12 protein-coding genes are annotated in these 14,313 nt (G+C 64.1%); 1 reads left to right on the top strand and 11 read right to left on the bottom strand.

What is annotated here, in order from left to right:
- Window positions 1–338 precede the first annotated feature (338 nt).
- Window positions 339–2,501 carry a hypothetical protein gene (locus N7640_RS16805; RefSeq protein WP_279903868.1) on the top strand — a complete coding sequence of 721 codons (2,163 nt, stop codon included), beginning with the start codon at window positions 339–341 and terminating at the stop codon, window positions 2,499–2,501.
- 10 nt (window positions 2,502–2,511) lie between these two features.
- On the opposite strand, the gene N7640_RS16800 is transcribed toward N7640_RS16805, so the two are convergent.
- The 11 genes from N7640_RS16800 to N7640_RS16750 form a co-directional block, all read right to left on the bottom strand.
- Window positions 2,512–3,288 (bottom strand): TIM barrel protein, encoded by a 777-nt coding sequence (locus tag N7640_RS16800; protein ID WP_279903870.1) that lies wholly within the window; start codon window positions 3,286–3,288, stop codon window positions 2,512–2,514.
- A complete protein-coding gene (locus tag N7640_RS16795; protein WP_279903871.1) occupies window positions 3,285–4,175 on the bottom strand; it encodes an NAD(P)-dependent oxidoreductase in 891 nt (296 codons plus the stop codon). The genes N7640_RS16800 and N7640_RS16795 overlap by 4 nt, the downstream gene beginning before the upstream one ends.
- A 208-nt stretch (window positions 4,176–4,383) precedes the next feature.
- On the bottom strand, window positions 4,384–4,701 hold the full coding sequence (locus N7640_RS16790; protein ID WP_220812844.1) for a ComEA family DNA-binding protein: 318 nt from the start codon (window positions 4,699–4,701) through the stop codon (window positions 4,384–4,386).
- A gap of 87 nt (window positions 4,702–4,788) precedes the next feature.
- Window positions 4,789–6,780: a nucleoside-diphosphate sugar epimerase/dehydratase gene (locus N7640_RS16785; RefSeq protein ID WP_279903872.1), complete on the bottom strand. Its 1,992-nt coding sequence runs from the start codon at window positions 6,778–6,780 to the stop codon at window positions 4,789–4,791.
- Window positions 6,781–6,813: 33 nt separating this feature from the next.
- Entirely contained in the window at window positions 6,814–7,824 is a 1,011-nt protein-coding gene (locus N7640_RS16780; protein ID WP_279903873.1) for a glycosyltransferase family 4 protein, read from the bottom strand.
- Entirely contained in the window at window positions 7,818–8,795 is a 978-nt protein-coding gene (locus tag N7640_RS16775) for an NAD-dependent epimerase/dehydratase family protein (protein WP_279903875.1), read from the bottom strand. The genes N7640_RS16780 and N7640_RS16775 overlap by 7 nt, the downstream gene beginning before the upstream one ends.
- Window positions 8,796–8,844: 49 nt before the next feature.
- A complete protein-coding gene (locus N7640_RS16770) occupies window positions 8,845–9,126 on the bottom strand; it encodes a LapA family protein (RefSeq protein WP_279903877.1) in 282 nt (93 codons plus the stop codon).
- Between the two features lie 35 nt (window positions 9,127–9,161).
- Window positions 9,162–9,443 (bottom strand): integration host factor subunit beta, encoded by a 282-nt coding sequence (gene ihfB / locus N7640_RS16765; protein ID WP_220812839.1) that lies wholly within the window; start codon window positions 9,441–9,443, stop codon window positions 9,162–9,164.
- A gap of 157 nt (window positions 9,444–9,600) precedes the next feature.
- On the bottom strand, window positions 9,601–11,280 hold the full coding sequence (gene rpsA, locus N7640_RS16760) for a 30S ribosomal protein S1 (protein ID WP_220812838.1): 1,680 nt from the start codon (window positions 11,278–11,280) through the stop codon (window positions 9,601–9,603).
- Between the two features lie 146 nt (window positions 11,281–11,426).
- Window positions 11,427–12,095 (bottom strand): (d)CMP kinase, encoded by a 669-nt coding sequence (cmk, locus tag N7640_RS16755; protein WP_279903880.1) that lies wholly within the window; start codon window positions 12,093–12,095, stop codon window positions 11,427–11,429.
- Window positions 12,092–14,311, bottom strand: a complete 2,220-nt coding sequence (locus N7640_RS16750; protein WP_279904023.1) for a bifunctional prephenate dehydrogenase/3-phosphoshikimate 1-carboxyvinyltransferase — start codon at window positions 14,309–14,311, stop codon at window positions 12,092–12,094. Before N7640_RS16750 ends, cmk begins: the two co-directional genes overlap by 4 nt.
- Between the last annotated feature and the right edge of the window lie 2 nt (window positions 14,312–14,313).

Raw genomic sequence — 14,313 nt, 5'->3', positions numbered from 1 at the left:
CCGCCCGCCCCGGCAATCTTCGGGCGATGAAATCTGACCACATGGGCAAATAAAATCTCTTCGCCCCATCAATGAATCAGGGCCGGGAAAGAGTCGTCTCGTCACCAAATGAATGACGGAAAACCGACCCTGGCGACTACCTCGAAGCACCTAAATGGCATTTCGCCATTGAACCGTCGCCAGCCCAGGCCCGACGCGGCATTAAGCCCGAAGAAGAGTGCTTATCCGCCTCGAACAAAGGCGGATCGCTGTATATAGTGCTAGTGCATGTAACCAAGCATTTCCTGATAAAGACTCACTAATAAGAAAGCTGCCGCCAACAGCATGGAATGTCGACGATGAAAACAACTAAAGACAGCGATTCCACCGTCTCCGAACCGCGCACCCTCGCCTCGTCCGAGGCCGAGCCCCTGCCGGCGCCTCCGTTGCAGGCCCTGCAGGTCGGTGGCGAGCAGTACATGTACTTCACCGAACGCGACATCGACCGCATCCTCGAGAACCTCGACGGCCTGCGCGAGCGGGTCTTCCCCAAGCTGCTCGGCGACGACGGCCTGGACGCCCGGCACGCCCAGCACTTCCCCTCGGTGTGCCTGATCGGCCTCGGCCGCTGCGGCTCCAACATCGCCCTGGACGTCGCCTCGCTGGTGTACAACGCGCGGCGCTTCTACCTCAACGAATTCAGCGCGCAGAACGGCGCCGATCAACGCCCGGCCGGCTGGCTGCGCAGCAACCTGCGGCTGTCCTCGGCCCGTGGCGCCAAGCCGGTGTTCCTGATCGAGCCGCTGGTGATGCTGGGCGACCTGGACAAGGACATCGAGGGCCGCATCCGCTTCTCGCGCAAGGCCGAGACCGGCGGCTTCCTCGACGACTACAGCAAGATGAAGATCATGGACCTGTCCGAGGTCCACGCCGGCGGCGCCGGCAACGCGCCGATCCTCGGCCAGTACCTGGCCAAGATCATCCTCAACAAGGACACCCAGCGCTTCTCCAACGCCGACTGGAAGTTCATCCACAGCTACCTGATCGACTCCTGCGGCATCAAGGCCAACCAGTCGCGGCTGTACTTCTACATCTTTAGCGCCGGCGGCGGCACCGGCTCGGGCATGGCCTCGGAATTCGGCCTGGCCCAGCAGTTCGCCTACATGAGCAAGACCTTCGAGACCAAGCAGGAGAGCAGCAGCGAGGACAACCGCGGCCACTCCTTCGTGTTCGAGCCGATCTTCACCAGCGGCATCTGCATCCTGCCGAACATCTCCGACCAACGCATCGAGATGTCGGAAGCCCTGCACATCAACGCCGGGCGCCTGCTGTGCAAGTACCTCGCCGAGGAGTGGGACTTCTCCTACAACTTCGACAGCGAGGAAACCGGCGAAGAGAGCGTGATGCGCCGCATCCGCCCGTGGAACGCCATGATGCTGATCTCCAACGACATCATGCGCTACGCCGAGGAGAGCGACGGCGGCAACGTGCAGAACATCGACGTGAACGCCATGGAGCGCCACGCCAACCAGTACATCTCGCAGCAGATCTTCAACATCCTCACCGCCCAGGCGGTGACCACCGACTACGACCAGAACTACTTCCGCCGCGCCGGCATCGACATCGGCGAGACCATCCGCCTCGACGCCAACGACCTGTTCATGAGCCTGGCCGGCCCGGTGGCCGTGGCCTACGCCGAGTCCGTGGTGGCCGAGCAGGCGCCGCCCGCCCCCACCGACAAGTTCAAGGTGTTCGAGAAGGAACAGCCCAGGCTCAACATCGACGACCTGTTCTTCCGCTCCATCGACCTGCCGCACTTCAACAAAACCACCCAGGCCATCGAGGGCATCAGCCTGCTGCCGATCGAGGCCAAGCGCTACCGTGCGGCCCTGGAGCAGTACAAGAAGTCCAACTTCGACGCCAGCGCCCTGAGCGACCTGCACTTCTTCAAGAACTGCTCGTCGGTGGTGTCCATCGTCTCCCTGCCGAAGGACTACAAGCTGTCCTACATGGACCTCAACCGGCTCAAGACCCACCTCAACAGCCTGTTCCCCAACACCACGCTGAAGCGCTACGCCCTGGTGATCGGCGCCTCGGCCAACCTGTCGCTGACCACCCTGATCGTCAAGAGCCCGTGCCTGTCGGACGACTTCCTGACCCTGATCGTCGCCTTCATCAAGCGCTGCTTCGCCCGCGACCAGTACCGCTACGACGAGAGCCTGGACAACGCCATGCTCGACTTCATCGTCTCCGAGGACTTCGACGAAGCGCGCATCGACGCCATGCTCAACGAATACGAGAACCCGGCGAAGATCCTCGACACCAACTGGTACGCGATCAAGCCGATGTACGAGAAGAAGTACCGCGAGCTGATCCACGACCAGGACAAGTTCGTCTCGATCAACGACATCCGCCTGTCCCGGGACAGCGTGAAGAAGGCCATCAGGTACCTGCGCGAGATCTACCGCCACCGCGTCGGCAAGACCCGGGTCATCTCGCTCAACGACTACCCCAGGGACTGAGGCAGGCGGCTCACCCGCGCCAGCCGGCCAGCCACGCCAGGCTGGCCGAGGTATCACCGCCTGGACTGTACTCCGCGCCCAGCCAGCCCTGGTAGCCGGTTGCCTCCAGGACCTCCAGCAACGGCACGAACGCCAGCTCACCCGTGCCCGGCGCGCCGCGTCCCGGGCAATCGGCGAACTGGACGTGCCCGGTCCTGCCCGCCAGACGCTCGATGCAGGCGGCGACATCCAGGCCCTGGCGGGCCATGTGGTAGAGGTCGAGCTGTGCCTGGCAGTTGGGGTGATCCACCCTGCGCAGCAGCTCGTCCAGTTGCTCGGCCGTATTGATCAGGAAGCCGGGCATGTCCAGCGGATTGATCGCCTCGCACAGTACCCGGATGCCCAGCGCCTGGAACCGCTCCGCCGCCTCGCGCAGGTTGGCCTCCAGGGTGGCCAGCGCCTGCTCGCGGGGAACGCCTTCGGCCAGCCGTCCGGGCAACACGTTGACGCATTGCGGGCGGACCACGGCCGCGTAGTCCAGCGCCTCGCGCAAGGCGGCGTCGAACTGCGCCTGCCGCTCGGGCACGGCCGCCAACCCAGCGCCCCCGGCCATCAGGTCGCCGGCCGGCAGGTTGACCAGCACCAGCGGCATCGAACTGCGCTCCAGCACCTCGCGCAACGATGTCGCCGACACCTCGTAGGGAAACTGGATCTCCACCCCGTCGAACCCCGCCGCTGCGGCCGCCTGTGGGCGTTGCAACAGCGGCAGCTCGCCGAACAGCAGGGACAGGTTCGCGGCGATCTTCATGGCCGCTCCTCGCGGAACAGCTGGATCAGGGTCGCCGGATCATGTTCGAGATGGCCCTGGCTGCCGTGCAACCGCATCAGCTGGGCGGCCAGGCCGCTCATGGGCGTGGCCCTGCCTTGCTCGTGGGCCAGCCTGACGGCGGTATCCAGGTCCTTGAGCAGCGTGCGCACGTGCCACTTGATGGGTTCGAAACGGCTCTCGGCCATCTGCGGGGCGAGTATCTGCAGCGGCCTGGAATCGGCAAAACCGCCGGCCAGGGCGTCGGCCAGGAGATGGGTATCAACGCCGGCGCGTTCCGCCAGGGCGACGGCCTCGGCGATCACCAGTGCATTGCAGGCGACCAACATCTGGTTGCAGACCTTGGTGACCTGACCCGAGCCGACGCAGCCCATGTGGGTCACGCGCTGGCCCAGGTTCGCCAGGATCGGCCGCAGGGAATCCACGTCCTCGCCGCGACCGCCTGCCATGATCGCCAGCGAACCCGCCTCTGCGCCCTGGACGCCGCCGGAAACCGGAGCGTCCACCCAGCGCATGCCAGTGTGCCCTTCAAGCGCCTCCGCCATTTCGCGGGTCGCCGCAGGGTCGAGACTGGAAAAATCCACCAGCAGTTGGCCGGGTCTTGCTTGCTCGACGATTCCGCCCTCGCCGAACACCACCTGACGCACCGCCGCAGTGTCGGCCAGGCAAAGCATGACGATGTCCGATCCCGCGCCCAGCTCCGCCGGCGTCGCCACATCATGCGCGCCAGCCTGTAGCAGCGGCGCACATTTGTCGGCCGAGCGGTTCCAGACGTTAAGGGGATAGCCGGCCTGCAGCAGGCGATGCGCCATGCGCAGCCCCATCAGGCCGATACCGGCGAATCCCAGAGTGGGTCGTACTGGTTGCATGCGAAGCGTCCGCTACAGCTTGAAGAGCGTGTGATTGTAGCGTCTGCGGACATGAAAAAAGCCGGTCGGTGACCGGCTTCAATCGGTTTGCGGGCGGCCAATGCGAACAGGCGCCGGGCTTCGGCATGCCTTGCCGTGCTTACTGCAATCGCTGCGACAACTCCGGCGCTCGGGGCCTCGGTCGCGCTGCTCGGCCGCTACCCCTTGGTCAGTTGACGCTCAGCCTGTCGCGGTTCTTCTCCAGGGTGGCCGGACCGATGCCCTTGACCTCCAGCAGCTCGTCCACCGACGCGAACGGACCGTTGGCGTCGCGATGGTCGACGATGGCCTGGGCCTTGGTCTGGCCGATACCCACCAGCTCGGATTCGAGCGTGGCGACGTCGGCGGTATTGAGATTGACCTGGGCGATCACGACCTGATGCGCCGTCTTGCCGGGAACGGCAGTGGCTTCGGCGGCGGCGGAGGCATTGAGGGAGAAAGCGAGCAGCGAGGGGTAGATCAGTGCAGCGAGACACTTCTTCAACATGGTGGAACTCCTTTGGTTGATTGGCGCAAATCCGGTCGCGCCAATCGCAAGGCTAGTTACCACCCACGGGCTGTCAAACCCTAGAAGTTACAGATCCGTGTAACGCTGCACATGAATCCAGTCGACTATGTCACCTTCCGGCGCATAACCGCTGACGGTCTCTCTCAGCAACTGGCGGACCTTGTCGTAGTCATCACGCTCAAGAGCGCCGAGCATGTTCTCCAGTACCGCCTTCATGCGCTCCCAGGACAGGCGCTCTTCGCTGGCGCGCATGATCATGGGGTGCTCGGTCGGTGTCACATTGTCGCCGATCAGCAGCTCCTCATAGAGCTTCTCGCCGGGCCGCAGTCCGGTGAACTCGATGGAGATGTCGCCGAGGGGACTGCGCTCCGAACGGATGCTCAGGCCGGAAAGGTGGATCATCTTCTCGGCGAGGTCGAGAATCCGCACCGGCTGGCCCATGTCCAGCACGAATACGTCGCCACCCTGCCCCATTGCGCCCGCCTGAATCACCAGTTGAGCCGCCTCGGAGATGGTCATGAAGTAGCGGGTGATGGACGGATGGGTGACGGTGACCGGCCCGCCCCGCTTGATCTGCTCGCGGAACAGGGGAATCACCGAGCCCGAGGAGCCCAGCACATTGCCGAAGCGCACCATGGTGAAACGGGTCTTGTTGACCTGGTGCAGCCCGCTCGGATCGCTGAACAGCACGGGCGCCGATTCCCGACTCAGCGCCTGCAGGATCATCTCCGCGAGGCGCTTGGTGCCGCCCATCACATTGGTCGGCCGCACCGCCTTGTCCGTGGAGATCAGCACGAAATGCTCGACGCCGGCCTTCAGCGCCGCCTGGGCCGTGCTCAGGGTGCCCAGCACGTTGTTGCGCACGCCTTCGGCGATGTTGTGCTCGACCATGGGCACATGCTTGTAGGCCGCCGCGTGGTAGACGGTATCGACCCGCCATGCCCGCATCACGTCCAGCATGTGCGACTGCGAGCGGACGGAGCCGAGAATCGGTACCAGCCGGATGGGCAGGGATTCGCGCTGGAGGTAGTCCTCCAGCTCGGCATGGATGCTGTACAGGTTGAATTCGGCGTGGTCGATCAGCACGACCGTGCGCGGACGGCTGCCGATCAGCTGCCGACACAGCTCCGAGCCGATGGAGCCGCCGGCACCGGTCACCATCACCACCTTGTCGCGGATGCAGCGCTCGAACAGCTCCACCTGGGGCGGCACGGCATCGCGGCCCAGCAGGTCGGCGATGTCGACTTCCTGGATGTCGTCGACCCGCACCCGGCCGCTGGCCAGGTCCATGATCGCCGGCACCGAGCGGATATGCAGAGGGAAGGTCTCGAGATGCTGCAGGATTTCCTTGCGCCGCGCCCGGGTCGCGGAAGGGATGGCCAGCAGGATTTCCTGGGCCGCGGTCTCGTTGATCATCTGGTCGATGTGCTTGGGCTTGTACACCTTGAGCCCGGCGATGACCCGGGTGGCGATGCTGTCGTCATCATCGATGAACGCCACGGGGCGCATGGCACGCCCCATGCGCAACGCGGCGACCAGCTGGTTGCCGGCGGTGCCGGCGCCGTAGATCGCCACGCGCGGCAGGTCGTCGTCCTTGCCCATGAGGCTCATGGCGGCACGGACATCGAGCCAGTTGCCCATGAAGTACTGGCGCATCAGCAGGCGCACGCCCCCCGCCATCAGCAGACTCAGCCACCAGTAGTTGAACACCAGCGAGCGTGGCACCAGCGCCTGGGAATCCCGGTTCCAGTAGACCACCAGCGCCAGCACCAGGGCCGAAATCGTCACCGCCTTGAAGATGCTGATCAGTGCGTCGTTGCCCAGGTAGCGCAATACGGCCCGGTACATGCCGGAGCGGATATAGATGGGAATTGCGATAGCGGGGGCCGCCAGGAACAACCAGAGATGGTCATCGAAGGGATCGACGAGCTTGTCGGACCCCAGCCTGACCCAGAATGCCAGCCACAGGGCGGCCCAACAGATCAGCACATCGACGCTGACCTGCAGAAGTCGTTTGTATCGGCGCGGCCATTTCAACAACCATGCGCGCAAATTCATGGGCTCCATGCCTCGCAACGAAATAAAGTGGTACTACTCAGCCAAACCCGCACGGTATTTCAACACCAACCAGATCAATGGCCCATAGGCCAACGGAACAACGAACCAGGCATCACCCTTCAGCACCACCCAGCAGGCCAGCGGCAGCAGCCAGAACAGATTGATCGCGGCAACCGCCGCGGTCACTGGCCGATGTGCCCGCAAACGACGCGCGGCGTGCTGATAGGCGTGCTCCCGATGAGCTTCGTATACGCGCACACCCCGCCACAGACGGCGCAACAGGGTGATGGTGGCATCCACCAGAAACACGGCCAGCAATATCAGCCAGGCCCAGAGCAGATCAGGGTTGGCCCAAGCCATCTGCAACGACAGCAACCCCAGGATCAACCCGAGAAAACCGCTGCCGGCGTCCCCCATGAAGATCCTGGCCGGGGGAAGATTCCAGTAGAGGAAGCCACCCACCGAAACAGCCAGGAGAGCGGGAAGCACCGCAGCCTGCCAGTCCCCCGTCAATCCGCAGATCAGTGCCACGGCGGCGCAGGTGGTAACCGCTTCAACCCCGGCGATACCGTCGATGCCATCCATGAAGTTATAGAGATTGAGCATCCAGACCAGATACAGAAGCCCGACCGGAATTCCCCAGACACCCCACGGGATATATGCGTCGCCGAACTGCAGGGGCGGCATGCCGCCCAGCCAGTATAGCCCCCAGGCCGCCGCCACAAAATGCACCAGAAGCCGCCAGCGGGCGGAAATGGGTCGATGATCGTCAAGAAAGCCGACCAGAGCGACGAGACTTCCCGCACCACCGAGGGCGATGGCGTGGTGAACTTCGAGCCATCCGCCCTGGACGACCATCGGCAGGGCCGCGACGAAGCTCAGGACGATGGCCACGCCGCCACCGCGCGGCGTGGGCACCACATGCGAACTCCGCTGGTTGGGAACGTCCATGATGCTGTGATGAAGCGCATACGCACGCACCAGCCAGGTCCCCACCCAGGCAACGCACAGCGCGGCCGCAAGCAGCCAGCCGACCGTCAGCATGCGCGTCTCCGCAGGAAATGCTCAGCGGTTTCCCGTAGCGCCTGCTCGCTGCGCACGGGCGGAGTCCAGCCCAGAAGCTCTCGCGTCTTGTCTATATCCAGTTGCAGCGAGCCGTACAGGCGCTGGACCAGGGAATCCCTGCCCGTCGCAATCAGCAGGCGCTTCACCAGCCGGGAACCCCACAGGCGCGCAGGGCGACCCATCGCAGCGCCCAGGCGACGCAGTAGTTCGGAAGTGGAGATATCGTCACCATCGCTGACCAATAGCGTCTGGTTGGCCGCGGCTGGGTGGCGGACGCAACACACCAGCAAATCGACCAGATTATCCAGCGCGACAAAACTACGGCGGTTATCCACGCCGCTAAGCGGCAGCGGTATGCCGAGGCGCAACCAGCGCATCAGGCTGAGGAAATTGGCACGCACACCCGGCCCGTAGACCAGCGGGGGACGAACGATGACCAGTTCCATGCCGGTCTCGTCGGCGATCCTGCGCAGGCCCTGCTCGGCTTCGTACTTGGAGAGGCCATAGGGATCGCTCGGTGGCACAGGCGCGTCATCGGCGCGGATGGGCTCTCCGGGCCGGCTCGCCTCGCCATTGACCTTGACCGAACTGAGGAACACGAAACGGCGCACGCCCGCCGCCGCAGCCGCCGTAGCCAGCGCCAGCGTGCCCTGGACATTGACCCTGCGGAACTCGGCCAAGGGATCGGCGGCATGATCGTGCATCACATGCACGCGAGCGGCAGCATGCACCACTGCGGAGAAGCCTTGCAGATCCTGCGGGCTCACCCGGCAATCCTCGAGATCACCCAGTGCCAGATATTCGACAGAAGCTTCTGCTGGAGCGGGTACACGACGCACGCCCGCGACAGGCACCATGCCAGGCTCCGCGCCGAGCCTGCGCATCAACGCACCGCCGACGAAACCGGTGGCTCCTGTTACAAGCACCCGTTTCATGGGCAGATAGTTCATCTAGGGTTGATCCAGATTGCAGGCAGCGTTCGACAACATCTGCAAAGGTTTAGTTGCTCTTCGCCACTGAGGAAGCGACTTGTGTTTCGCGCCTTGCGCGCGCCGAGCGTCCAGCCATCCGCCAGGCGAGGATCAGGCTGAAGAAGAGGCTGGAGAGGACACCCAGCAGGAAGGCGGCGACCAGCACCACGGAGAACGGCAGCTCCGGGGTCGCCCAGAGCAGGAACTGGAATTGCGACTGCTGACTGTTCTGCAGGACGAACACCAGAACCAGAGCGCCGACGAGCAGCAGACCCGAAACGACGATGAAGCGCTTAATTCCGCTGAGCATGTTCAGCTTCCCAGGGCGACGGAAAAACCGTGATCTTACTCGTCATTGACGCGATCGCGCAGCTCTTTGCCAGGTTTGAAATGCGGCACGTACTTGCCATCCAGTCGAACCGACTCGCCGGTCTTCGGGTTTCTTCCGACCCTAGGAGCACGATAGTGCAGAGAGAAGCTGCCAAAGCCACGAATCTCGATCCGGTCGCCAGTCGCCAGAGCCTGGGACATCTGCTCCAGCATGGTCTTGATCGCGAGCTCCACATCCTTGGAGGACAGCAGTCCCTGGTGAGTGACAATGCGCTCGATCAACTCCGACTTGGTCATGGTTTTCCCTTCTTTTTCAAGCGGCTAGATCAACTGATAGGGTGTTTTAGCACGCCTGCCAATGTTTGGATAGCCCAAATGTCAAGAGGAAAAATACGAATCGCCCGGAAATGAAAAAGGGCGACCGAAGTCGCCCTTTTTCCAGAAGCACCGGAACTTAGTTCTGGTTCATCTGCGCACGGATCAGATCACCGATGGTGGTCGGACCAGTGGTTTCGGTTTCCTGCTTGTTACGCAGCTCTTTCATCGCATCCTTTTCGTCTTCGACGTCTTTGGACTTGACGGACAGGCTGATAACGCGGGACTTGCGGTCGATGCTGATGATCTTGGCTTCGACTTCGTCGCCTTCTTTCAGCACGTTGCGCGCGTCTTCGACGCGGTCACGGCTGATTTCGGAGGCTTTCAGGATGCCTTCGATGTCGCCGCCCAGGCTGATCACGGCGCCCTTGGCGTCCACTTCCTTGACGGTACCGCGCACGATGGTGCCTTTCTCGTTCAGGGAGGCGTAGTTGGAGAACGGATCGTCTTCCAGCTGCTTGATGCCCAGGGAGATGCGCTCACGCTCCGGATCAACGGAGAGGATGACGGTTTCCAGCTCGTCGCCCTTCTTGAAACGACGTACGGCTTCTTCGCCCACTTCGTTCCAGGAGATGTCGGACAGGTGAACCAGACCGTCGATGCCGCCGTCCAGGCCGATGAAGATACCGAAATCGGTGATCGACTTGATGGTGCCGGAGATCTTGTCGCCCTTGTTGAACTGGCCGGAGAAGTCTTCCCACGGGTTGGACTTGCACTGCTTGATGCCCAGGGAGATACGACGACGCTCTTCGTCGATGTCGAGAACCTGAACTTCCACTTCGTCGCCGACCTGAACGACCTTGGACGGGTGGATGTTCTTGTTGGTCCAATCCATCTCGGACACGTGCACCAGGCCTTCCACGCCCTCTTCCAGCTCGGCGAAGCAGCCGTAGTCGGTGAGGTTGGTGACTTTGGCGGTAACGCGGGTACCTTCCGGGTAGCGCGCCTTGATGGCGACCCACGGATCTTCGCCCAGCTGCTTCAGACCCAGGGAGACGCGGTTGCGCTCGCGGTCGTACTTCAGGACCTTGACGTCGATCTCGTCGCCGACGTTGACGATCTCGGACGGGTGCTTGATGCGCTTCCAGGCCATGTCGGTGATGTGCAGCAGACCATCTACGCCGCCCAGGTCAACGAACGCACCGTAGTCGGTGAGGTTCTTGACGATACCTTTGACCTGCTGGCCTTCCTGCAGGGATTCCAGCAGAGCTTCGCGCTCGGCGCTGTTCTCGGCTTCCAGCACGCTGCGACGGGAAACGACAACGTTGTTGCGCTTCTGGTCCAGCTTGATGACCTTGAACTCCAGCTCTTTGCCTTCCAGGTGAGTGGTATCACGCACCGGACGGACATCGACCAGGGAGCCCGGCAGGAACGCGCGGATGCCGTTGACGTCAACGGTGAAGCCGCCTTTGACCTTGCCGTTGATGACGCCCTTGACCACTTCCTCAGCATTGAAAGCGGCTTCCAGAACCAGCCAGGACTCGGCACGCTTGGCTTTCTCGCGGGACAGCTTGGTTTCACCGAAGCCGTCTTCCACAGCGTCCAGCGCAACGTGGACTTCGTCACCGACCTTGATGGTCAGCTCGCCTTGTTCGTTGAAGAACTGGTCGAGCGGGATGACGCCCTCGGACTTCAGGCCGGCATGCACGGTGACCCAGTCACCGTCGATGTCGACCACAATGCCGGTGATGATGGCACCCGGCTGCATGTCGAGGGATTTCAGGCTTTCTTCAAAAAGTTCTGCAAAGCTTTCGCTCATGTTGATTCCTGTTGATCAAGGGCGGGGATTCGCCCAAACCACACTCCAGACAATGTGGGTTCGTTCATGTAAAAAGAGGCCTGCGGGACTATGACTGGTCTCCCGCATGCCTCCTTGCGAGCCTTTCGACTTAAGGCAGCCGTGGCTCATTGCCCTGCAAGATCGCGACTGGCGACCTCGCTGAGAATTCTTTCCATCACCTGCTCGATGGTCAGCTCGGTGGAATCCAGCTGGATGGCGTCGACCGCCGGCTTCAGCGGAGCCACCGCGCGCTGCATGTCGCGCTCGTCGCGCGCACGAATCTCGTCTAGCAGACTCGGCAGGCTAACACCTTCGACCTTGCCTTTCAACTGCAGGTAGCGGCGACGCGCGCGCTCCTCGGCGCTGGCGGTCAGGTAGATCTTCAACGGCGCGTCCGGAAACACCACGGTGCCCATGTCACGACCGTCGGCCACCAGGCCCGGTGCCTCGCGGAAGGCGCGCTGGCGCTGCAGCAGTGCCTCGCGCACGGCCGGCAGGGACGCGACCATGGAAGCGCCGGCGCCGACCTGCTCGTTGCGGATGGCGTCGGTGACCTCCTCGCCCTCGAGGATGATGCGCTTGCCGACGAACTGCACGTCCAGGTGGGCGGCCAGGGTCTTCAGCGCTTCCTCGTTGGTCAGGTCGATACCATGGTTGCCAGCGGCGAAGGCCAGCAGGCGGTACAGGGCGCCGGAGTCCAGCAGTTTCCAGCCCAGCTGGTTGGCCAGCAGGCCGGCGATGGTACCCTTGCCCGAGCCGCTCGGCCCGTCGATGGTGATGACGACGGCGTTCATGCCTTGCTCTCTTCCGCCACGCGGATGCCGGTCTGTGCCGCCAGACCGAGGAAGTTGGGGAAGGAGGTGGCGACGTTGGCGCAGTCGTGGATGCGGATCGGTGCAGTCGCGCGCAGCGAGGCGACGCTGAAGGACATGGCGATGCGGTGGTCGCCATGGCTCCACACTTCGCCGCCACCGATCGCACCACCCTCGATGATGATGCCGTCCGGGGTCGGCTCGGCCTTCACACCCAGGGCGATCAGGCCATCGGCCATCACCTGGATGCGGTCGGACTCCTTGACCCGCAGCTCCTCGGCGCCACGCAGCACGGTGCGCCCTTCGGCGCAGGCGGCGGCGACGAACAGCACCGGGAATTCATCGATGGCAAGCGGCACCAGGTCCTCGGGGATATCGATGCCCTTCAGCCTGGCGGCACGCACTCGGATGTCCGCCACCGGCTCGCCGCCGACTTCGCGCTGGTTTTCCAGGGTCAGGTCGGCGCCCATCAGCTTGAGGATGTCGATCACCCCGGTACGGGTCGGGTTGATGCCTACGTGCTCCAGCACCAGCTCGGAGCCCTCGGCGATGCTCGCGGCGACCAGGAAGAAGGCAGCCGAGGAGATGTCCGCCGGTACTTCGATATGGGTGGCGCTGAGCTTGTGACCGGACTCGACAGTGGCGACGTTGCCGTCGACCGCCACCGGATAGCCGAAGCCGCGCAGCATGCGCTCGGTGTGGTCGCGGGTCGGCGCCGGCTCGGTCACGCTGGTCTCGCCGGCGGCGTACAGGCCGGCCAGCAGCAGGCAGGATTTGACCTGGGCACTGGCCATCGGCATCTCGTAGCTCATGCCGGTCAGGCGCTGGCCGCCGCGAATGGTCAGCGGCGGGCGGCCTTCGGGGCCGGTCTCGATCACCGCGCCCATCTCGCGCAGCGGCTTGGCCACGCGGTTCATCGGGCGCTTGGACAGCGAGGCGTCGCCACTCAGCACGGTGTCGAACGGCTGCGCGGCGAGCAGGCCGGAGAGCAGGCGCATGGAGGTGCCGGAGTTGCCCAGGTAGAGCGGGCCGGGCGGCGGCTTGAGGCCGTTCAGGCCGACGCCGTGGATGGTCACCTTGCCGTGATGCGGGCCTTCGATCACCACGCCCATGTCGCGGAAGGCCTGCAGGGTGGCCAGGGCGTCCTCGCCCTCGAGGAAGCCCTCCACCTGGGTGGTGCCTTCGGCCAGCGAGCCGAGCATGATCGAGCGGTGCGAGATGGACTTGTCGCCGGGCACGCGGATGCGGCCGGAGAGGGAGCCACCGGGGTTGGCGAGGTAGATCAGGTCGTTCGAGTGCATGGCGTCCACATAGGCCCTGCGGGCCAGGATTTTGCTGAAATGCTCGCGGGCATGACGGGCGCGGGTGAACACGCCCAGCAACTGATGCCCGTCCCCAGCGTCGACCGCGCCGCGCAGGGCGTCGAGGTCGTCGCGAAATGCGTCGAGGGTGCGCAGCACGGCCTCGCGGTTGGCGAGGAAGATGTCGTGCCACATTACCGGGTCGCTGCCGGCGATCCGCGTGAAATCGCGGAAGCCGCCAGCGGCGTAGCGGAAGATTTCCAGGTTCTCGCTGCGCTTGGCCAGCGAGTCGACCAGGGTGAAGGCCAGCAGATGCGGCAGGTGGCTGGTAGCAGCCAGCACCTGATCATGGTGCTCCACCTCCATGTGCTCCACATCGGCGCCCAGGGCGCGCCACAGGCCGTCGACCAGTGCCAGCGCAGCGGCATCGGTGCTTTCGTGCGGAGTGAGGATCACCTTGTGCCGGCGGAACAGCTCGGCGTTGGAAGCCTCCACCCCGCTCTCCTCCGAGCCGGCGATGGGATGGCCCGGGACGAAGCGCTCTACCCTGCCGTCGAAGGCCAGACGCGCCGCGCGCACCACGTTGCCCTTGGCGCTGCCCACGTCGGTGAGCACCGCGCCCCCCAGGTCGAGCCGCGCCAACTGGGCCAGGACCTTTTCCATGGCCAGGATAGGCACCGCCAACTGGATCACCGCAGCGCCCTGACAGGCGGCGGCCAGCTCGGTCTCGCAGCGGTCGACCACGCCCAGCTCCACCGCCAGGCGGCGCGACTCCGGGTCCAGGTCCACGCCCACCACTTCGTCGAACAACCGCTTCTCGCGGATACCCTTGGCGAAGGAGCCGCCGATCAGGCCGAGCCCCACCACCACCAGGCGGCCGAGCCTGCCGGCCGGCATGA

The sequence above is a fragment of the Pseudomonas sp. GD04015 genome (assembly GCF_029837675.1).
In the GTDB taxonomy this organism is placed as follows: Bacteria; Pseudomonadota; Gammaproteobacteria; order Pseudomonadales; family Pseudomonadaceae; genus Aquipseudomonas; species Aquipseudomonas paralcaligenes.
The sequence above is the reverse complement of the archived record's forward strand: the minus strand, read 5'-3'. Positions and strand labels throughout refer to the sequence as shown.